This window comes from Winogradskyella damuponensis, from assembly GCF_039538385.1.
Classification (GTDB): Bacteria; Bacteroidota; Bacteroidia; order Flavobacteriales; family Flavobacteriaceae; genus Winogradskyella; species Winogradskyella damuponensis.
This window is the reverse complement of sequence record NZ_BAABCB010000002.1, coordinates 457,678-479,327: the sequence shown is the minus strand read 5'-3', so window position 1 is coordinate 479,327 and position 21,650 is coordinate 457,678. Positions and strand designations below refer to the sequence as shown.

Below are 21,650 nucleotides of genomic sequence, written 5' to 3'. Positions count from 1 at the left end.
TGTAATTTACTATATCTTTTTTAATATGAAGTCATTAAATCTAGGTCTCATCTGTTTACTACTTGTTTTGAACTGTAAATCTGATCCACAACAAACAAGCTTAAAAACCGACACTCAAGAATTATCCATAGCTAAAAAAATTGCAAACGCCCATGGTTTTGAACATTGGAAGAATGTCTCTGAAATAAAATTCACCTTTCAAGTAGATACCGATACTAGAAATGGAAAAGGACGGTCTTGGTCTTGGTATCCTAAAAGCGATGAAGTACTTTTTGAATCTTTACATGGAGAACAACGATATTCCAGAAAGCATATGGACAGTACACTAATAGCCAATGATAGAGGCTTTATTAATGATAAATTCTGGCTTTTGGTTCCTTTTCAATTGGTATGGGATACTTCTGCTACAATTTCTGAACCCACAAAAGCACAAGCTCCAATTAGCAAAATCGAATTAAATAGGATAACCCTTACCTATTCTAACGAAGGCGGTTACACACCAGGCGATGCTTATGATATTTTTTATGATGAACAATTTATAATAAGAGAGTGGGTTTACAGAAAAGGTAATTCAGCAGAACCTTCACTAACTACAACTTTTGAAAATTACAAAGATTACAATGGCATTAAAATAGCGACAGATCACAAGCAAGAAGGTGGCAACTGGAATTTGTATTTTACAGATGTCAGTATCACTTTGGATGATCAGAAATAAGGCTGTATTTTTGCAATCTATAATGTAAGATTCGTGTTCTAAGTTTTAACTTAAAATACATAGCTTACATTTTCCGCCTTAGGGCGTCTATATATATTAAAAGCACTTCAATTTTTTATATTGAAGTGCTTTTTTCTTGAGACATCTAAGAAGAAACAGACTTAAACGCTTTGCAAATCAATAGCGACATTAAATCTAAAAGAGGTTCCTACTCCTGTTTCACTTTCTAAAATTAAGTTTCCTCCTAACATTTCTATATAAGCTTTAGATATAGATAAGCCAATACCAGAGCCATGAAGAGCATTTTTATTACCGACATCAACCTGATAAAAAGGATTAAAAATAGTCTCTTTTTTATCTTCAGGAATACCAACACCTGTATCTTTTATAAAAAATTCTAATTGAGACGCAGAACTATCCAAACTACAACTAACATAAATTCTATCTCCTTTAGAAGTGTACTTTATAGCATTCTCTATTAAATGCTTTAATACTGCTGTAAGCTTATCATTATCTGAATTTATTAGACTCTCACTTTCAGGAATAAAATTATTTAATGTAAACGCAACATTTTTCATTTCTGCTTCTGGCAAGAACAACTCATAAATTGACCGAATACTCTCGTTCACACTAAACAACGATTTTCTAACAGTCATTAGACCTGTTTCAATCTTAGATATATTCAAAATATCTGTAATTACATCTAATAACTCATTACCACTCCCTTCTATCACCTTAACATATTCTTGGTATTCTTCATCTTGCTTGTGATAAGCTTTTAAAAGTTCAGCACTACCCAAAATACCATACATTGGTGTTCTAATTTCGTGACTCATATTGGTCAAAAATGCTGATTTTAACTGATCGGACTCTTCTGCACGCTCTTTTGCAATAATTACATTTTTATGCTTTTCAAGAAGTTCTTCTTGTAATTGATTTTCTTTTAATAATGCATTGTGCAAACGATCTACTAAAAACGAAACTGAAAGAACTGTAAGCAGTCCAAAAAGTACATTATTAATAAAGACAACAAATAATATTTCTATTGGTGACTCTGAAAAAAACCGAATATCTACCCACTTAACATAATCAACAATCAATACAATAGCATAAAACACTGCAGATACTACAACAGAATTAACACCTGCTTTTTTTCCACTATAAAGTGTTATTAAAATGCTAAGCATAAAAAGCAAAATAGTTCCATTACCATTAAGCCCTAGATCTATAATTAAAGCAAAAGACAACAAAAACAAATTGATGGAAAAAAGAGTTTTCTTTGTTGTTAGATGCATTCGTTTATTAAAAAGCAAAAACAGCATAACTAAAACAGCTACAGTATCTATTACAAAAACAAAGTCTTTATCTAATGCAATAGCCATTCCTGCACTAGGAATATAAGATATTAAACTTAAGGCAAGGGTTAATATTAAAATAGAGACAAACAGTTTGTCTCTAAAATAGGTTAAGTCTTCTTTTTCTTTTTGATTAGAAAAACCACTATACTCAATATACCATTGGCGATAGGACAACCAAAGTTTTTTTAGCATATACAAAATTATTATTCGCTATTTATTTAGCCGAAAAAATGTGCGTAAAACTATTTAATTCTTTTTAATTCTTATGACACTTTCTGAATTAATCGATTAACGGAAATTTAATATAATTATGCTATTTTTGTTACAAACCGAAAAACCTTTCAAATTGTCCAACTACAACCCCAGTCTTGATTATGCTAAGGCGCAAGACAAATTAGACGAATTATCTCATTATAGAACTCAATTTCATATTCCAAAAGACAAACACGGAAATGAACTTATTTACCTTTGTGGCAACTCTTTGGGACTTCAACCCAAATCTACAAAGTCTTATATCAATCAAGAACTAGAAGATTGGGCAAATCTAGGTGTAGAAGGTCATACAGATGCCAAAAACCCTTGGTTACCATATCATGAATTCCTAACAGAAGCCACAGCAAAATTAGTTGGCGCAAAACCTATTGAAGTGGTTACTATGAACTCTTTAACGGCAAATTTGCATTTTATGATGGCGTCTTTTTACAAACCAACTAAAGAACGTTATAAAATTCTAATCGAAAGTGATGCCTTTCCTTCAGATAAATATGCTGTAGAATCGCAATTAAGACATCATGGTTACGATGATAAAGAAGGTTTAATTCTCTGGCAACCAAGAGAGGGTGAAGAATTACTAAATTATGACGACTTAGAAGCTATTTTAAAAACACACGGTAACGAGATTGCATTAATAATGATTGGTGGTGTCAATTATTACACAGGGCAGTTTTTCGACTTTAAGCGTATTACAGACTTAGGACACAGTTATGGTTGTAAAGTCGGTTTTGATTGTGCACATGGTGCCGGAAACGTTAATTTAGATTTACATAATTCTGGTGCCGATTTCGCCGTATGGTGTACTTATAAATACATGAATTCTGGACCAGGAAGTTTGTCGGGTTGTTTTGTCCATGAGCGACACGCTTACGACAAAGACCTCAACCGATTTACAGGTTGGTGGAGCCACAACAAAGACACACGTTTTAATATGCGCCATGAGTTTGACGTATTACCTGGAGCCGAAGGCTGGCAATTAAGTAATCCACCTATTTTATCAATGGCCGCCATTAAAGCGTCTTTAGATATGTTTAATGAAGTTGGTATTGAAAAATTGATTGAAAAATCGAAAAAACTAACGGGTTATTTCGAGTATTTACTGAAAGGCTTAGGAGAAGATACCATAAGAATTATCACACCAGAAAATCCTGATGAACGTGGTTGTCAGTTGTCTATTCAAGTTTTAAACGCTGATAAATCATTACACGATAAATTAACCGAAGCCGGAGTCATTAGCGATTGGAGAGAACCAGATGTTATAAGATGTGCACCTGTACCGTTATATAATTCATTTGAAGATGTTTATTTGATGGTTGAAAAAATGAAAGTTATTTTGAATAAAAACTAAATGTCACCTCGAGCGCAGTCGAGAGGTCAAATTAGGTCTCGACTGCGCTCGACCAGACAGAACACTATGAAGAAACAACAAAACATATTAATCATAGGCGCAGGACTTTGCGGAAGCCTATTAGCATTAAGACTAGGGCAAAGAGGCTACAACGTCACTGTTTACGAAATGCGTCCAGACCTAAGAACCACAGATATTTCTGCAGGTCGTTCTATAAATTTAGCATTTTCGGACCGTGGAAACAAAGCCATGAAACTCGTTGGTATTGAAGATAAAGTGAAAGCATTGTGCATTCCTATGAACGGCAGAATGATTCACGACAAAGAAGGCAACACGTTTTTATCTAATTACAGCGGAAGAGATTATGAATATATCAATTCCATTTCTAGAGGTGAACTCAACGGTTTACTTTTAACTGAAGCCGAAAAGCATGATAATGTCACCATTCATTTCAACAAGAAATGTAATTCTGTAGATTTCGAAAAAACCACAGCCTTATTCCAAGATTACAATTCTAAAGAAGAGTTTATTGAAGATGCAGATTGTATTATCGCCACAGATGGAGCTGGATCCGCATTACGAAAAAGCTATTATTTAAGTCATAAATTCCTATTCAGTTTTTCACAAGAGTATTTAAGTCACGGTTATAAGGAATTAACCTTTTTACCAAAAGAAGATGGTGGTTACAAAACCTATAAAAATGCGTTACACATTTGGCCAAGAAGTAGTTTTATGCTTATCGCTTTACCAAATTTAGACGGTAGTTTTACAGTCACTTTATTTTTAAGTTACAACGAGGGAGAATACAATTTTAATAATTTAACGACACCAGAAATCGTCACAGAATTCTTCCAAAAAGAATTCCCAGATGCTTTAGAAATCATGCCGAATTTGGTAGATGACTTTTTCGAAAACCCAACAGCAGCTTTAGGAACCGTAAAATGTTCCCCTTGGCATTATAAAGGCAACACCTTATTAATGGGAGATTCTGCACATGCCATTGTGCCTTTTTATGGTCAAGGTATGAATGCCTCATTTGAAGATGTGGTTGAATTTGATAAAGTACTAGATCAAAATCTAGATAATTGGGAAGCTACGTTTGAAGCTTACGAGAAAAACAGAAAGAAAGACACGGATGCCATTGCCGATTTAGCCATTGACAATTTCCATGAAATGAAAGGTCATGTTGCGAATCCAATATTTCAAGAAAAACGAAAAATTGAAATGGCTTTAGAAAAAGAATTCCCTAGTGCCTATTCATCAAAATATAGTTTGGTTACCTTTAACGAAGACATTGGTTATAGAGAAGCCATGTTAAAAGGACGAGCACAAGACAAGGCTATTTTGAATATGTTAACTGATAAAATTATATCAACTGAAGATGATTTAAAAGACATTTTAGATAAAGTAAAAGCAGAAACTGAAGCGATTTTAGAAGACGATCGGATTGCGGAATTGCATTAGCAGTTAGCAGTTAGCAGTTAGCAGTTAGCAGTTAGCAGTTAGCAGTTAGCAGTTAGCAGTTAGCAGTTAGCAGTTAGCAAAGATTAAAATATAACTCGGGAAGAAAACAAAAATCAACAAAAGTTAATGTCCCATATTCCGATATTATCGGAAGCAACGATTTTCAGAAATAAAGAGCGAAGCTTCAAGCATGTAGCTTCGAAAGCGAGTGGTGCTTTAGCAATTTCATAATAAATCGTTTTGAATTTTTGGTTCGTTTATTCGCAGATGCTTATTTTATGGAGCTCATGATGTGCTTCGCAGTTGTATCAAGACAAAATGAACAAGTAAAAAAGAAAACATGAGTAAAACAAATGATAAGAGTCCTGCTTCTGCAGGGACAGGAGTAACACCAAGAGGAGCCTATCCACACGTAAAACAAGTTGGCGATTTTATTTTCGTTTCAGGCACAAGTTCTCGTCGACCAGACAACAGCATCGCAGGCGTAGATATCATTGACGAGATGGGAACAAAACGCTTAAATGCCTATACACAGACTCAAGAAGTCTTAAAAAACATAAACAAGAACTTAGCTAAAGTTGGAGCAAGCTTAAAAGATGTAGTTGATGTCACCTCGTTTTTAGTCAATATGAATGACTTTGCAGATTACAACAAAGCTTACGCAGAATTCTTTGAAAAAGAAACAGGACCAACGAGAACAACCGTTGCTGTGCATCAGTTACCACATCCTGATTTGGTGGTTGAAATTAAGGTTATGGCTTATAAGCCTCAATAAATGATTAAATTCTTCAGACATATTAGACAGTCATTACTTTCTGAAAACAAATTCAAGAAGTACTTAATCTATGCCGTTGGAGAAATTATTTTAGTATTTATTGGTATTGCTATGGCATTACAATTTAACAATTGGAATGAGGCTAAAAAAACAAGAGAAAAAGAACAACAAGTCTTAACAGAAATTATATCAGATTTAGAATTTACACTTCAAGATTTAGATAGAGTTATCAATACAAGAACCAATAATTTAAAAAGAACTATTAATTCAATTCATACAGTAATTGATATCCTAGAAACTAATAAACCCTATCACGATTCATTAGCTTATACTTTTAGATCTATAAACGCTTACGATGATATTCATTTTAAAACTAGTGGTTATCAATCTTTAGTATCCATAGGAACAGACCTTGTTGAAGATCCTAAATTACGATCTTCAATAGGAGAATTTCACACCTCGTCAATTAAAGAAACCAAAGGTCGTTTTGAAGAAGTACATTTAGATTTTTATAGTTACATGATAGATAATTACAGAAAAAAATATACATCTGTTTTTGATGAAAATTCTCTCGAGAGATTAATCCCTAATGATTTTGAAACGCTAAAAAAAGACAAAGAATATATACAATCATTAAAAGTTTTTTTAGGTGTAAATATTTCTTATTTGGAAATCTTAACTGAAGTCAACCTTGAAGCAGAAAAACTAAAAGAAGACATAGAAAACTATTTAGAGTGAACATTCAAAACTACATAAACGGCAATTTCCAAAATCCAGTTCAAGACAATTGGATAGACAACTACAATCCATCTAATGGGGAAGTTTACGGCCAAATACCTAACTCATCAAAAGAAGATGTTGAAAATGCCTATATCTCAGCAAAATCTGCTTTTCCAACTTGGAGTAAAACGACGCTAGAAGAACGAAGCAGAATCTTAATTAAAATTTCAGAATTACTAGAAGCTAACTTACAGCGTTTTGCAGAAGCAGAAAGTAAAGACAACGGAAAACCTGTCAGTTTAGCAAAAGCGGTTGATATTCCAAGAGCTGCAAGTAACTTTAGATTCTTTGGAAATGCGATTACACAATTTGCAAGTGAAAGTCATGAATCCGTAGGGCAACAAGCCATAAATTACACCTTACGCCAACCCATTGGTGTTGTAGGCTGTATTTCACCTTGGAACCTTCCACTCTACTTGTTTACTTGGAAAATTGCACCAGCGCTTGCCGCAGGAAATTGTGTGGTTGCCAAACCAAGTGAAGTCACACCAATGACCGCTTATTTATTAGGCGAAATTTGTAATGAAGCTGGCTTGCCAAAAGGCGTGTTAAATATTGTTCACGGACTAGGAACCTCAACAGGACAAGCCATAATTGAACATCAAGATATTAAAGCCATTTCATTTACAGGAGGCACAGCAACTGGAGCGCACATTGCCAAAATAGCTGCACCAATGTTCAAAAAATTATCTTTAGAATTAGGAGGGAAAAATCCAAATATCATTTTTGCAGATTGTGATTATGAAGACATGCTGAATACAACGGTTCGCTCATCATTTGCTAATCAAGGGCAAATTTGTTTATGTGGCAGTCGCATTTTTGTAGAAGCTTCTATTTATGAAAAATTTAAAACTGATTTTGTAGCTAAAGTAAAAGCATTAAAAGTTGGACATCCTTCGAATGAAGACACCAATATTGGAGCATTAGTATCTAAACCTCATTTAGAGAAAGTAAAAGACTATATTGAAATCGCTAAAGAAGAAAATGGAAAATTGTTATGTGGTGGTAATGAAGTTACTGTTAAAGGTTATGAAAACGGTTATTATTTAGAACCAACAGTTATTGAAGTTCCTAATGACGACTGCAGAGTGAACCAAGAAGAAATTTTTGGACCTGTCGTCACCATTATGCCATTTAATACTGAAGACGAGGTTTTAGAAATGGCCAACAAAGTTAAATACGGACTTTCAGCGACATTATGGACCAATGATTTAAAACGCACCATGAAATTAAGTAATCAACTGCAAGCAGGAATTGTTTGGGTAAACACTTGGATGATGCGCGATTTAAGAACCCCTTTTGGAGGAGTAAAAGCTTCTGGAGTTGGACGCGAAGGTGGATTTGAAGCCTTACGATTTTTTACGGAAGCTAAGAATGTTTGTATAAAATACTAGTTCCCACGAAAGTGGGAATCTCATAAATTGAAACGAAATTATTAATTATAGATAGTACTGATCATATTTTAGTATTACAATAAAAAGATTCCTGCCTTTGCAGGAAATATTATGGATTTACAATTAAACAACAAATACGCACTAGTTTGCGGTAGCACAGCAGGAATAGGAAAAGCAACAGCACTAGCTTTAGCGGCAGAAGGTGTTCAAGTAACCCTAATTGCCAGAAACGAAGACAAGTTAAAAGCTACACTAGCTGAGTTACCGCAACAAAGACCACACGATTATATAGTAGCTGATTTTTCAAATCCTACGGAATTGAAAGCCAAGGTATCAGACTATATTTCTAAACATCATGGTTTTCATGTTTTAGTCAATAATACAGGTGGACCAAAAGGTGGTCCTGTTTTTTCAGCAGAGGTAGACGAATTTGAATCTGCTTTTACACAACATTTAAAATGTAATCATGTCTTAGTTCAAACGGTTGTTCCGTTTATGAAAAGTGAAGGTTATGGTCGTATCATCAATGTGATTTCAACCTCTGTAAAACAACCTTTAGATGGTTTAGGTGTTAGTAACACCATTCGTGGTGCAGTGGCTAACTGGAGTAAAACCTTAGCCAATGAATTAGGGCAATTTGGGATTACTGTGAATAACGTTTTACCTGGAGCTACAGGAACAGAACGTTTAGCTGAAATCATAAAAAACAAATCAGCAAAAACGGGAAATACAGAAGAAGAAGCGGCCAATGCTATGAAAAGTGCTGTACCAGCCAAACGTTTCGCAAAACCCGAAGAATTGGCTGATGCTATTACCTTTTTAGCAAGTGAACGCGCTGCTTATATTAACGGAATTAATCTTCCAGTTGATGGCGGAAGAACAAAATCTTTGTAACTTTATAGAGAATAAAAAAAAACAAAAATCATGAGTAAAATATATCCTCCCATTAATTTCAAAGCATGGATAGATGAAAATCGTCATTTACTAAAACCACCTGTTGGTAACAAAGTGGTATGGAAAGATGGTGATTTTATTGTGATGGTTGTTGGTGGACCTAACAGCAGAAAGGACTACCATTATAATGAAACACCAGAGTTTTTCCATCAAATTGAAGGAGACATGGTGCTTAAAATCATTGAAAATGGTGAACCTAAAGACATTCATATTAGAGAAGGTGAAATTTTTCTTTTACCACCAAAAGTTCCTCATTCTCCGCAACGTGGAGCGAATACAGTTGGTTTGGTTATAGAATACCCAAGAGAAAAAGGTGTTCAAGATGCTTTACTTTGGTTCTGTGAAAATTGTACCACAAAACTATATGAAGAAGATTTTACGGTAGAAAATATTGAGACAGATATGCCTAAAATTTTTGATAACTATTATAGTGACAAAGACAAACGCTGTTGTCCAAACTGCGGTGAGATTATGGAACCACCAGAAAAGGTGAAGATCGATAATTAAAGTTCGGTTGATTTTCCGAAAAGAAAAAACTCTAAATTCATAAAATATAACTAACTAAAGGATTCAATAATAAGTTGAATTCCAATTAATAAGATTCCTGCTTTCGCAGGAATGACTAAACGAGTTGCTTCGACTGCGCTCAGCATGACAACTAAATATGACTAAACGAAAACTTAGAATAAACGGCCACTCACATTTACTTCCTTACCCAGAGGAAATACCTCAATTTATGCAAGACAAAGGTATTTTTTGGGTAGATAAAGACCGAAAATTCATGCTTCAAAAAGATTGGAACCGTCCAATTACAGATTCTAGTTTTTTCTTAAATGAAAAATTAGCATGGATGGAACGTTTTAATATTGACCATGCTGTTGTATTAAACCTATCGCAACTTTATGGAAATGGGCTTCGTGTTGAGGAGATGAAACAAGCCTTACGTTTTCAGAATGATTTTAATGCTAAAATCCAACATAATCATCCAAGTAAGTTCACCTGTGGATTTGTTGTTCATCCTGGGTTTGTACGTGGTGCCTGTTGGGAAATTGAACGTTGTGTTGAAGTTTTAGGCCTTCAGCTTTTATGTTTACCAACCCATTATATGGATACGATTGGAACCTGGCGTTGTATTTTTGATGAGGAGAACGAGCCTATTTTTGAGTTAGCAAATAAATATAATCTTGCCGTAGAAATTCATCCTTACGATGGTGAAAAATTTATTAAACTAGAAAATACCTCTTGGAGATTTCACTTAATTTGGATGTTAGCACAATGTGCTGATGCGTATCATTTCTTAACTTTAAATGGGTACCAAGACAAATATCCTAATATGCGAACTTGCTTTGCACATGGAGGACAATTGGCACAAATTAACTTAGGAAGACGAATTCAAGGTTTTGATGGTCGTCCAGATTTATTTGAAGGTAAAAGCCACCCTAGAAAAGCCGTTGGTCATAAAAACATATTCTTTGATACATTGGTACACGATACTGGTGGCCTAGAACTATTAATTAGAAATCAAGGCTCTAAACAAGTCTTAATGGGATTAGATGATCCTTATCCACTTGGAGAAATGGAAAGTGAAAAGCAGTCTTCTTACCCTGGAAAAATCATAGATTTAGCTATAGAGCGTGAGATAATTACAGAGACCGAAGGTGATGCCATTTGGGAAGACAATGTGATTCAGTGGTTATGTGGAGATGATGAAGCCGCAAAACAGAAATTAGTTAATAGAATTTTATCCTAGCAGTTTCCTAGACCTTATTCCTATAATTAAAATTATCATGTATGCATTTCTTGCCTGAAAACTTAGACAAATATGTAGTTGATCATTCTGAACAAGAACCTAAACTACTACAACAACTGACTAGAGAAACGTATCAAAAAGTATTACAACCCATTATGCTTAGCGGACCTTACCAAGGCAGAGTACTAAGTATGATCTCTAAGCTCATTGGGCCTAAATCTATTTTAGAATTAGGTACGTTTACAGGGTATTCTACATTGTGCTTAGCTGAAGGTTTGGATAAAAATGGGGAGCTTCACACTATAGATGTTAACGAAGAATTAGTTGATTTTCAGCGAAAATATTTTGACCAATCTGATTTTGGAAAACAAATTATTCAACACACTGGAAATGCTTTGGACATTATTCCAAGTTTAGATCAAACGTTTGACCTTATTTTTATTGATGCTGATAAGCCAAACTATTCAAATTATTTCCATTTAATTATAGACAAATTGAATCCAGGAGGTATTATTCTCTCAGACAATGTATTATGGCATGGAAAAGTTGTAGAACCGTTAAATGAAAAGGATAAATCCACTAAAGCTGTTTTAGATTATAATACCCTTCTTAAAAATGATAATCGCATAGAAACAGTTTTACTTCCCATTAGAGATGGTTTAACTATTAGTAGAAGAAAAAAATTGTAACTATTTGATTTTGTGTTAAAATATACATATGTTTAACACAAATTTAACTCGTAAAACAAGTAAGTACAATTTATAATAATTGCGACTTCTATTAAAATTAAAATCTATGTCAGTTACAAAAAACCACAAATTAATCTTAATCACATTATTCTTACTTTTTACTTTCATAACTGAAGCACAAACATCTTATGACAAAGGTTATTTTATAGATAATAACCAAACAAAAACAGAGTGTTTAATTAAAAATGTAGATTGGAAAAACAATCCTACACAATTCACCTATAAAACCTCAAACGATAGTGACCCCATAACAGTAACAATTGATAATGTAAGTAAATTTGAAATCTACGATCACCTAACCTATATTAGGGCCAAGGTAGCAGTAGATGTCAATACTAGTAGAATAAATAAATTAGATGACACTAAAGAACTTAGTCTTACAACTAGTACTCTTTTTTTAAAGTTATTAGTTGAAGGTAAATCTAACCTTTATGCATACAAAGATGGAAACTTAAAGCGTTATTATTACTCTAATGAGAATGGGGATATTAATATTCTAGAATACAAAGAATATATAAACAAAGAGGGTAAAGTTGATAAAAATCAGAATTATAAAAGTCAATTATGGAGTAACCTAAAGTGTGACTCTATTGAATTGAATAGTTTTAAAAACATCGATTATGAAGAATCTGATTTGATAAAATTCTTCACAACTTATAACACTTGTGTAAATGATCTCTCATACACTTTTAAGAAGCCAAAAAGAACCAAGGTTTTCCACATGAGCTTACGTCCAGGTTTAGATTTTGCCACTGCAAAAATAGATCATAGTGACACGAGTATAAATAATAATCTTAACGTTGAGTTTGACAGAAAACTAGAATTTAGATTTGGTATCGCCTTTGAATATGTTTTACCTTTTAATAACGACAAATGGTCTTTGATTGTAGAACCTTCGTACAGAAGTTTTAGCAGCTCAAAAACTATTCAATTAAATACGACATCTTCTATATTACGAGAAGATAAAGTAAGTATAGATTACTCTTCTTTAGAAATTCCTTTTGGAATAAGGCATTATAGCTTTATTAACGATAACTCGGCTTTATTTTTTAACCTATCTGCATTAGTTGACATCCCATTTTCAGGCACTATTACCTATGAGGACCACCCTAATTTTGATATAAATTCAGGGGCTTCTTTAGCTCTAGGTATAGGTTTTATCTCTAATGATAAATATAGTATTGAAGGACGATTTGCTTTTCCTAGAGAAATTATTTCTAAGAAATTACACACAACTGCAGATCATAGTGCCTTAAGTGTTATTTTAGGTTATAAACTTTTTTAATGGCATTTAAATAATTACAAAGTAAACGATGGTCTCAAAAATTAACGATCGCGTTTTAATGATCCAGTGAAGTCTTTCAGATCATCTTTTACTTTATTTATTTCTTCTTGAATCTCTTTTGTAGTATCAGAATCAATAATATTATTCTCTTTAGCACTTTTAGCTACCTCTTGCTTAATATCATTAGTAGCATCTTTAAGTTGGCGCATACCTTTACCTAGGCCTCTAGCAATTTCTGGTAATTTATCTGCACCAAATACTAATACCACAATAAATAGTACAAAGACTATTTCGGTACCTCCTATGAATAATAATGTTAATTGTTGTATCACACTGCAAATATAAACTGAGTTTATCAAATATTATACTTCAAATTGAAAATAAAAAAGCCGACTTAATAAAAAGTCGGCTTTTCGTTTTTAAAATATTGGATTTAATCCTTTGATTTATTCTTAAATTTATCAAAATCACTTGCCTTAACTTCTTTTGGCCAAGAATTATTAGAGGTATCTACATCTGCTGTTTCTAAGTCGGGATCTACAACTATAGAAACTATTTCCTTTTCACTAGCAATGGCTTTACTCACTTCTTTATCATTGAGTCTCCATACTTGTGCAGGATAGGTTATTCTTTCTTTAGTACCATCACCATATGTGTACTCTACAATAAGTGGCATTACCAATCCGCCTGGCTTATCAAAAGTAACTTGGTAGAAATATTTAGGTGCCTTTTTTAATGCCTTTTGCTCTTCAGGTGTAAAATTATCCATGATATACTCTTTTACCGTAGGTAAATCTTCGATAGATGTTTTAGCTTTCATTGCATCATCATAACCTTCAGCACCTTCTTCTATAAAATATACTAAACTGTTTGGATTCATATTATAACGTTCTGCTAGCTTTTTACCATTCTCATTTGGATTATTAGTAACGGCGAACTTCTTAACCTCTTTAATTCCAATGTCTGTGTAATCTGTTGTATAAAACCAACCTCTCCAAAACCAATCTAAATCTACTGCCGAAGCATCTTCCATGGTACGGAAAAAATCTTCTGGAGTTGGGTGCTTAAATTTCCAACGGTTTGCATATTCTTTAAAAGAATAATCAAATAATTCACGTCCCATAACAGTTTCACGTAATATATTTAATGCTGTTGCTGGTTTTCCATAAGCGTTATTTCCAAATTGATAGGTATTTAAACCTTTAGTCATAATTGGTGCAATATAATCTTGATTACCTCCCATATATCTTACGATATTTTTAGCAGGTCCACGTCTAGAAGGGTAGGTTTTATCGTTTGGAGATAATGCATCAGGATACCATTCTGCAAAATCTTGTTCTGCTACATACTGACTAAATGTATTTAAACCTTCATCCATCCATGTCCATTGACGCTCATCACTGTTTACAATCATTGGAAAAAAGTTATGTCCTACTTCATGTATAATAACGCTAATCATTCCGTATTTGGTTCTATCAGAATAATTACCATCTTTATCTGGACGACCAAAGTTGTAACATATCATTGGATATTCCATTCCCATTGGTGCATGTACAGAAATAGCTTTATGATATGGATAATCAAAAGTCATACGAGAATATGTTTTTAATGTACTTGCTACAGATTTTGTAGACCACTGTTCCCACAAAGGATTACCTTCTTTAGAATATAGAGATACAGCCATAACATCTTTAGTATCTAATTTAACAGCCATCATATCCCATAAAAATTTTCTTGATGTTGCAAAACCAAAATCACGAACCATCTGAGCAGACAATTTCCAAGTCTTTTTATCTTTACTTTTAGATTTTTCTGTTACTTCCGCTTCAGCTTGTGTTACAATCATTACAGGTTTATCATAAGATTTTTTTGCTTTTTTATAGCGCTTCATCATAGCTTTAGTAAATACCTCTTCTCTATTTACTAAATACCCTGTACCATCTAAAATATGATCTGCTGGCACTGTAATATTTACATCAAAATTTCCAAATGGTAATGCAAACTCATCACGTCCCCAAAATTGTGAATTTTGCCATCCTTCTACATCATTATAAACAGCCATACGTGGATAAAACTGAGCCATAACATAAATACGGTTGTCGTTTTCTTCGAAATACTCGTAACCAGAACGTCCGCCATCTTTAACATGATCGTTAATATTGTACCACCATTTTATATTAAATGAAAATTGCTCTCCCGTTTTCATTGCTTTTGGAAGTTCTACACGCATCATTGTACGATTAATCATGTATGGTAAATCTTTTCCTTTAGTATCTTTTACATGTTCTATATTGAAACCTCCATCAAAACTATCTTTTAAGTACGATTTAACAGCTCTAGACGATGTGGTTGCTGGGCCAATTCCAGAACTATTAATTAGTGGAGTTTTAGAATCTTTTGCTCGCATATTTTGGTCCAATTGCACCCAAAGGTATGATAACTCATCTGGCGAATTATTAGTGTATGTAATAATCTCGTCACCATACAATTTAGCATTTACATCATCTATTTCAATGTCCATTTTATAATCTGCTTGTTGCTGGTAATATGCTGGACCTGGAGCACCAGAACCTGTCCTAAACATATTGGGCGTAGCAAATTCATCATACAATTGTTTGAATTTATTTTGATTGGTGTGACCTTGTTGACGCTCTGATTTAATTTCATCTTGAGCATAGATACTAAAAGATGTAAAAAGCATTGCGCATAAGAAATACTTGAAAATTTTCATATGTTTTTTTTGTTGTTGTTTTTATGTCACATGCCGTTCGCTTATAATCATTCTAATAAATGACAAAACTTACTAGCATGCTCGTTTCATATTAAATTGTTAATGTTGTTAATTAGTAATGCCCAAAATACCTATTTTAAGATGATTTTAACAGATTTTTAATTAAAGTTTAACACGCATTTATCATTATCTGGAAGCAAGAGAAAGCTTTTATTTTCATTAAAAAGTTTAAGCCTAACAATATTTTGTTGATCTGGTAATACATCAAACAAAAGAGAATTAGTAACTTCTATTGATTTTATATCTGAAATATTTTCTATTTCGAGATAACAATACGTAATATCTTCTTTATATTCTTTTCCAATAAAATTGAAATTTACAGCATTACCATTAATCTTAATTTTTAATTTATCCTCAATATACCGTTGCATGTATTTTTCGATATTTTTAATATCGTTATCTGGTGCTAAGACAATGTTTTCATCGTATCGTTTTCGTAGCAATGTTTCAAAATCATCAATAAAAATCTGACTTATAATTTGAAGCGATTTTTGCTCTTTAACATATTTAATTTCTGTAACACTAACGTAATAGTCGTGATTTTTACTACTAGAAATAAATAATGAGAATAGTACTAAAGCGCGTATAAAAGGGATTAATTTCATGTTTATATGGATGCTGTTTTTTTTTTGATGAACCCAAAACGTATTCCAAAGTTAATCTTTAGTAACGGATTCTCTATTTTTCTTGTAAGCTTTTAGTTTTTCTTGTAAAAAATCAAGCAGTTTTAAATCATCGTTTTTATTGCATAATAATAAAAACTCATCGTCTTCTTGACAAAACTGAAAATACTCTACTCTTAAATTTTTGGCTAAACTATCGTTTTTAAAAAGAAAAGATTCATAACTACTTTTTAAACGCTGTAAACAAGCATCTCTAGTATCTAATTCTACAATAGCTTTTAGTTTTTTAGTTCTGCCACTAATGGTGTTTAATAATTTATTGAGATTTACACTTGGACCTCCTCCATAAATACCACCTACTAATCCTACCATATCACCTCCATCTGCATCAAACAATTTTCGTTCATTTTGCGTGAGTGGCTTACCTACAAACCCTGGAATACCCAAATCGTAAAAATTAATATCAGGTTCTGCATCTGAGTTTTCTATATCAGATTCTAAGCTGCCTGTTAAAATCTTACCTACAACAACTTCATTTAGTTCGTTTATTTTTTCAATAAGTCTTACATTTAACTGCCCTAATTCCATAATCGAAGTGCTAATAACAACCTCTTGATTTTGATACTTTACTCCTGAAACTATTAATGTATCTAAAACTTTTGCTGGTATTAGAAAGCTTCCATCGTCATTAGATATGGTATATTTTGCTGCTGTTTTATTGAGTATATGAAGACCTTCAACTTCATCTGCTGCTATGAGTTGTCCTTTTATATCTTTTCGCTGAGCATTTACAACGCTTAGGATAAAAAATACAGCAATAAAAAAAAATGTTTTACTCCTTTTCACTGATATCTTTTAGGAACGACTTACTCAGTTGAGAAATACGCTCTAACAATTGTAACTCCTTATCTTTTTCAAATAAATTTTCGTCAACACCTTCTTTTTCTACATAATCTGTAAATGCTTCAATTTGATCTAATGGGATATTAAAATTGGTATGTATATAATTAATACTATATGTATCTAATGCTTGTTTAAAAGGCGTTTTTTTAACTAATTGCTTTTCTTTTTCTGATTTAAATTTAACGGTATCAAAATTAACCACTTGTTTAATTAAAAACCCTGCGACATTAACTAAATTCACCATATTCACCATTTGCGGATTGTACTCGTTAAAGGCTAGGTTATCAGCTTTAGTTTTATAATCGGCTGAAAATTCAAAATCTTCAATATTATCTAAACCAAAATACACATCGTCTAAGCTTACATTATATGTTCTTACATTTTCTAAATCGGCATTTAAATTTCCAGTAAGATCAAAAGGTAGAATTACCACTTCATCTAATTTATTAACCTCTTCTACAAGGATAACTGTTAAACGTTTAGAGCTAATAACTTTATCTGTAATTGAAACCGTAAAATCCTTAAACTGCAATGCCCCAAATTGAATAACGTCATTTAAAGCTACATTAATTTGAAAATAACCGTCTTTATCTGTAACAGTACCTTTATTAGAGGAGGAATTAAAAACTGTTACTCCTTCCTTATCTTCAGAAGCGACAATGATCTTACCATTTATAGGTATTCTTTTTACATCTTGACTAAATACCGTTATAGTAAAGAAGCTAAATATTATAAGTACAATTTTTTTCATATCCTTTAATTTAAGATTAATAAAGTTCGGTTTAATAATTGTAATAGCATAAAAAAGGAGGTCAAACTTTTGTTAAATGATTTTATACCTATTAATTTAATATTATAATTTTTCATTCACGTAAAGAATCCATATTTTAACACAAAAAGAATTAAATTTTGAAATCAATTATAATTGCTAGCACATCTACCATTCATGGTAGTGGTTATTTAGAATATTTATTAGACGAACTAAAAATTCATTTCAAATCTGCAAATGAAATCCTATTCATTCCTTATGCACGACCAGGAGGTATTTCTCATGATGACTATACCGAAATAGCTTCTAAAGCTTTTAAAACGATAGGTAAAACCATAAAAGGATTGCATGAATTTGAAAACACACAAGAAGCCATACAAAATGCTCAAGGTATTTTTGTTGGAGGTGGTAATACCTTTGTTTTGGTATCGCAACTTTATAAAAACAACATTTTATTAGCGATACAGAATGCCATTAATAAAGGCACCCCTTATTTGGGCACCAGTGCCGGAAGTAATATTTGTGGTTTAACAATGCATACCACTAATGATATGCCTATTATGTATCCACCAAGTTTTAAAACTCTAGGCTTAGTTCCTTTTAATATTAATCCGCATTATTTAGACCCTATTGAAGGTAGTACTCATATGGGAGAAACTAGGGAAACTCGAATTAAAGAATTTCATGCTTTTAACACACAACCTGTTATTGGCTTACGAGAAGGCAGTTGGATTTCTGTAGAAGCAAACAAACTCACTTTAAAAGGCCCCTTAAATGCTAGAATTTTTGAATATGGAAAAGCTCCGTATGAAATAGAAACAAATTCAAACTTAGATTTTTTAAAATAAGTTAGATTTTTTTCAAAAAATGATAACCTAAAATTTCATAGCCTTCGTTGTAATAAAACTTATGCGATGCATAATTTTGAACATAAGTGTTTAACTCCATAGAATTACACCCTTGTTCTCTAACATAGTTATTAATCCACCCCATAAATTGTTTCCCTAAACCATTATTTCTGTACTCCGGTTTTATATAAACATGATCTAACTCTACAGATTTTCCAATATAATGACGCGTACTAAACCACAAACCTGTGATAGCAATTAATTCGTTTTCAACAAATACGCCTGCACATTGGTAATTTTGTTGTTTTATTTCATTAAATCGAGATTTAAGCACATCCATACTTATTTTAGCATTGTTAAGCTCATAAACTAAAGGAATTATTTGGTCTATCTTTTTATTTGAAATTATTTTAAACTCATATTTCATACCTTCTTATTGTATACCTAAAAGTATATCTTTTTTAAACGGTTATTAATCCTTAATCTGGCACTCAAAATTATATCTATTTAAATAAAACCTATGATTTTTAAATAATTTTTGCATCAAACTTTGGTCGCGCTAACAACTTTGGCTGACTTTTAGAAATACTTAATTATAAAACCAGTAGCTATTGTTATAAATACAAAATAGCGTCTTAAAGACGCTATTTTCAACTAACTAACTCAAATAATTGTCTACTCCTAGACATTTTTGTTTTTAAAACGCTTTAAAAATAGTTCTGCATCAACGGCCTTTGTTTTTTGTGCATGTCTTAAGGCAGTATAACCTTTATCGCACGGTTTGTGAATTTCAGAACCTGCAGTAATTAAAGTCTTTATAATTTCTACTCGATTGTATTTTGCCGCATAATGAATTGGCATCATCCCATTAGATTTGGCATTAACATCAACTCCATTATTTAATAATCGTTTTACTTCTTCGATATTGCCTGTGACAACAGCCTTACATAACGGACTAACTTCAACGGGTTTTACAATAACTTCATTTGTGTCTGAAGCTAAAACATTGTTTGTTGCATTTAAATTACTAACTGAAAAGCCTAATGCTAAGGCCAAAACTACTACTGATTTTTTCATGATGAAAGATTTTAAATTTAATTGATTTGTTTTTGATTATACTAAAGAGACGACAGATTACCCAAACTGTTACACTAAAAAACATTTTATAACATATTTTTAACGCTTTGGAAATAAATATGTTAACATCATCACAAAACACAAACACTCCCTTACCTACTCATTATAAAAACTTAAAATAAGGTTAACATCTTAATTTTTTTTAAACTACGGATATGTTGTAGTGCTGTATGTATTATCTTTGATACTCAAAACAGTTACACATGAACAAAAAAGTTATTTTAATGATTTTAGATGGTTGGGGAAAATCACCCGATCCTAAAGTTTCAGCTATAGACAATGCACAAACACCATTTATAGATTCACTTTATACCAAGTATCCTAGTGCAAGTTTAAGAACTGATGGACTTCATGTTGGTTTACCTGAAGGGCAAATGGGAAATAGTGAAGTTGGGCACATGAATTTAGGTGCAGGACGAATTGTATATCAGGACTTAGTAAAAATTAATTTAGCGGTTAAAAATAAAACACTTCGTGAAGAACCTGTTTTAAAATCGGCTTTCGAATATGCGAAAACTAATAATAAAAATGTTCATTTATTAGGTTTAGTAAGTGACGGAGGAGTGCATTCTCACATCAATCACCTATTTGGACTACTTGATGCCACTAACGATTATGGCCTAGAAAATGTCTTTGTTCATGCTTTTACTGATGGTAGAGATGTGGACCCAAAATCGGGTTATGGCTTTATTACAGAATTAGAAGAGCACCTCCATAAAACCTCAGGAAAATTAGCAACCGTTACAGGCCGCTATTACGCCATGGATAGAGACAAACGATGGGAACGTGTAAAACTGGCTTATGATGGCTTAGTTAATGGAGAAGGCACAAAAACTCAAAATGTTTTAAAATCTATTCAAAGTAATTATGAAAACGATATTACAGACGAATTTATAAAACCTTTAATTGTAACAGATAAAAACAACCAACCTGTAACAACTATTAAAGACGATGATGTCGTTATCTTTTTTAATTTTAGAACAGATCGTGGACGTCAATTAACAGAAGCCTTATCTCAAAAGGATTTTCATGAGTATAACATGCACAAATTGAATCTATATTATGTTACCATGACAAACTACGACGATAGTTTTGAAGGCATAAAAGTAGTTTTTAATAAAGATAACCTCTCTGAAACATTAGGTGAAGTATTAGAAAAGCACAATAAAAAACAAATCAGAATTGCTGAAACTGAAAAATACCCTCATGTTACATTTTTCTTTTCAGGAGGACAAGAACAACCATTTGAAGGAGAAACTAGAATTTTAAGAAACTCACCTAAAGTAGCTACTTACGATTTAAAACCAGAAATGAGTGCTTATGAACTAACCGATGCGTTAATTCCTGAACTCAAAAAAGGAGATGTTGACTTTGTGTGTTTAAACTTTGCCAATGGAGATATGGTTGGTCATACAGGAGTTATGGAAGCAGCCATAAAAGCATGTGAAGCGGTTGACGAATGCGTTAAAAATGTGGTAAACACAGCGTTAGAAAACGATTATACCACTATATTAATTGCAGATCATGGCAATTGCGAGACAATGATAAATCCTGACGGCACACCAAATACAGCTCACACCACAAACCCTGTCCCTATTATTTTAATAGACAAAGATTTAAAAACCATAAAAGACGGTATTTTAGGAGACGTGGCACCCACTATTTTAAAGCTTATAGGCTTACCTCAACCCACAGCGATGACACAAGAAAGTCTTGTTTAAAACGCTTATTATT

21 protein-coding genes are annotated in these 21,650 nt (G+C 32.6%); 13 read left to right on the top strand and 8 right to left on the bottom strand.

Annotation, left to right across the window (positions count from 1 at the left end; genetic code table 11):
- Window positions 1–25: 25 nt before the first annotated feature.
- Window positions 26–715 carry a hypothetical protein gene (locus ABD730_RS02220; protein ID WP_344712235.1) on the top strand — a complete coding sequence of 230 codons (690 nt, stop codon included), beginning with the start codon at window positions 26–28 and terminating at the stop codon, window positions 713–715.
- Between the two features lie 161 nt (window positions 716–876).
- Here ABD730_RS02220 and ABD730_RS02215 read toward each other — a convergent pair whose 3' ends face one another.
- Entirely contained in the window at window positions 877–2,265 is a 1,389-nt protein-coding gene (locus ABD730_RS02215; protein ID WP_334467518.1) for a sensor histidine kinase, read from the bottom strand.
- 118 nt (window positions 2,266–2,383) lie between these two features.
- Between ABD730_RS02215 and kynU the strand changes: the two genes are divergently transcribed.
- The 10 genes from kynU to ABD730_RS02165 all read left to right on the top strand — a co-directional run bounded on the left by kynU (window position 2,384) and on the right by ABD730_RS02165 (window position 12,845).
- A complete protein-coding gene (gene kynU, locus ABD730_RS02210; protein ID WP_344712232.1) occupies window positions 2,384–3,694 on the top strand; it encodes a kynureninase in 1,311 nt (436 codons plus the stop codon).
- A 66-nt stretch (window positions 3,695–3,760) separates the two neighbouring features.
- Complete coding sequence (locus tag ABD730_RS02205; protein ID WP_344712230.1) at window positions 3,761–5,158, top strand: FAD-dependent oxidoreductase; 1,398 nt, start codon at window positions 3,761–3,763, stop codon at window positions 5,156–5,158.
- Window positions 5,159–5,498: 340 nt separating this feature from the next.
- The gene (locus ABD730_RS02200) at window positions 5,499–5,933 is read left to right on the top strand and encodes a RidA family protein (RefSeq protein WP_334467522.1); all 435 of its coding nucleotides are present in this window, start codon (window positions 5,499–5,501) and stop codon (window positions 5,931–5,933) included.
- Window positions 5,934–6,671, top strand: coding sequence for a DUF6090 family protein (locus ABD730_RS02195; protein ID WP_344712228.1), 738 nt, complete (start codon window positions 5,934–5,936; stop codon window positions 6,669–6,671).
- Window positions 6,668–8,107: an aldehyde dehydrogenase gene (locus ABD730_RS02190; protein ID WP_344712226.1), complete on the top strand. Its 1,440-nt coding sequence runs from the start codon at window positions 6,668–6,670 to the stop codon at window positions 8,105–8,107. The genes ABD730_RS02195 and ABD730_RS02190 overlap by 4 nt, the downstream gene beginning before the upstream one ends.
- Before the next feature lie 111 nt (window positions 8,108–8,218).
- Window positions 8,219–9,001, top strand: a complete 783-nt coding sequence (locus tag ABD730_RS02185; RefSeq protein WP_344712224.1) for an SDR family oxidoreductase — start codon at window positions 8,219–8,221, stop codon at window positions 8,999–9,001.
- Between the two features lie 30 nt (window positions 9,002–9,031).
- A complete protein-coding gene (locus ABD730_RS02180; protein ID WP_344712222.1) occupies window positions 9,032–9,568 on the top strand; it encodes a 3-hydroxyanthranilate 3,4-dioxygenase in 537 nt (178 codons plus the stop codon).
- 157 nt (window positions 9,569–9,725) lie between these two features.
- Window positions 9,726–10,811 carry an amidohydrolase family protein gene (locus tag ABD730_RS02175; protein ID WP_334467529.1) on the top strand — a complete coding sequence of 362 codons (1,086 nt, stop codon included), beginning with the start codon at window positions 9,726–9,728 and terminating at the stop codon, window positions 10,809–10,811.
- A gap of 41 nt (window positions 10,812–10,852) precedes the next feature.
- Window positions 10,853–11,500 carry an O-methyltransferase gene (locus ABD730_RS02170; RefSeq protein ID WP_334467530.1) on the top strand — a complete coding sequence of 216 codons (648 nt, stop codon included), beginning with the start codon at window positions 10,853–10,855 and terminating at the stop codon, window positions 11,498–11,500.
- Window positions 11,501–11,606: 106 nt separating this feature from the next.
- Window positions 11,607–12,845, top strand: a complete 1,239-nt coding sequence (locus ABD730_RS02165; RefSeq protein ID WP_334467532.1) for a porin family protein — start codon at window positions 11,607–11,609, stop codon at window positions 12,843–12,845.
- Between the two features lie 41 nt (window positions 12,846–12,886).
- On the opposite strand, the gene ABD730_RS02160 is transcribed toward ABD730_RS02165, so the two are convergent.
- The 5 genes from ABD730_RS02160 to ABD730_RS02140 form a co-directional block, all read right to left on the bottom strand.
- Entirely contained in the window at window positions 12,887–13,177 is a 291-nt protein-coding gene (locus ABD730_RS02160; RefSeq protein ID WP_215928688.1) for a Sec-independent protein translocase subunit TatA/TatB, read from the bottom strand.
- 101 nt (window positions 13,178–13,278) lie between these two features.
- Window positions 13,279–15,576, bottom strand: coding sequence for a M1 family metallopeptidase (locus ABD730_RS02155; RefSeq protein ID WP_334467535.1), 2,298 nt, complete (start codon window positions 15,574–15,576; stop codon window positions 13,279–13,281).
- A 158-nt stretch (window positions 15,577–15,734) separates the two neighbouring features.
- Complete coding sequence (locus ABD730_RS02150) at window positions 15,735–16,241, bottom strand: DUF6702 family protein (RefSeq protein ID WP_334467537.1); 507 nt, start codon at window positions 16,239–16,241, stop codon at window positions 15,735–15,737.
- Between the two features lie 51 nt (window positions 16,242–16,292).
- Window positions 16,293–17,105: a peptidase associated/transthyretin-like domain-containing protein gene (locus tag ABD730_RS02145; RefSeq protein ID WP_334467538.1), complete on the bottom strand. Its 813-nt coding sequence runs from the start codon at window positions 17,103–17,105 to the stop codon at window positions 16,293–16,295.
- Complete coding sequence (locus tag ABD730_RS02140; protein ID WP_344712217.1) at window positions 17,092–17,913, bottom strand: carboxypeptidase-like regulatory domain-containing protein; 822 nt, start codon at window positions 17,911–17,913, stop codon at window positions 17,092–17,094. Before ABD730_RS02140 ends, ABD730_RS02145 begins: the two co-directional genes overlap by 14 nt.
- A gap of 158 nt (window positions 17,914–18,071) precedes the next feature.
- On the opposite strand from ABD730_RS02140, the gene pepE reads away from it, so the two are divergent.
- Window positions 18,072–18,779 carry a dipeptidase PepE gene (gene pepE, locus ABD730_RS02135; RefSeq protein WP_334467542.1) on the top strand — a complete coding sequence of 236 codons (708 nt, stop codon included), beginning with the start codon at window positions 18,072–18,074 and terminating at the stop codon, window positions 18,777–18,779.
- 1 nt (window position 18,780) lies between these two features.
- On the opposite strand, the gene ABD730_RS02130 is transcribed toward pepE, so the two are convergent.
- Window positions 18,781–19,206, bottom strand: coding sequence for a GNAT family N-acetyltransferase (locus ABD730_RS02130; protein ID WP_334467544.1), 426 nt, complete (start codon window positions 19,204–19,206; stop codon window positions 18,781–18,783).
- A gap of 254 nt (window positions 19,207–19,460) precedes the next feature.
- A complete protein-coding gene (locus ABD730_RS02125) occupies window positions 19,461–19,856 on the bottom strand; it encodes an ankyrin repeat domain-containing protein (protein ID WP_334467546.1) in 396 nt (131 codons plus the stop codon).
- Window positions 19,857–20,119: 263 nt separating this feature from the next.
- Between ABD730_RS02125 and gpmI the strand changes: the two genes are divergently transcribed.
- Window positions 20,120–21,637 carry a 2,3-bisphosphoglycerate-independent phosphoglycerate mutase gene (gene gpmI / locus ABD730_RS02120; RefSeq protein WP_334467548.1) on the top strand — a complete coding sequence of 506 codons (1,518 nt, stop codon included), beginning with the start codon at window positions 20,120–20,122 and terminating at the stop codon, window positions 21,635–21,637.
- The last annotated feature ends 13 nt before the right edge of the window (window positions 21,638–21,650 follow it).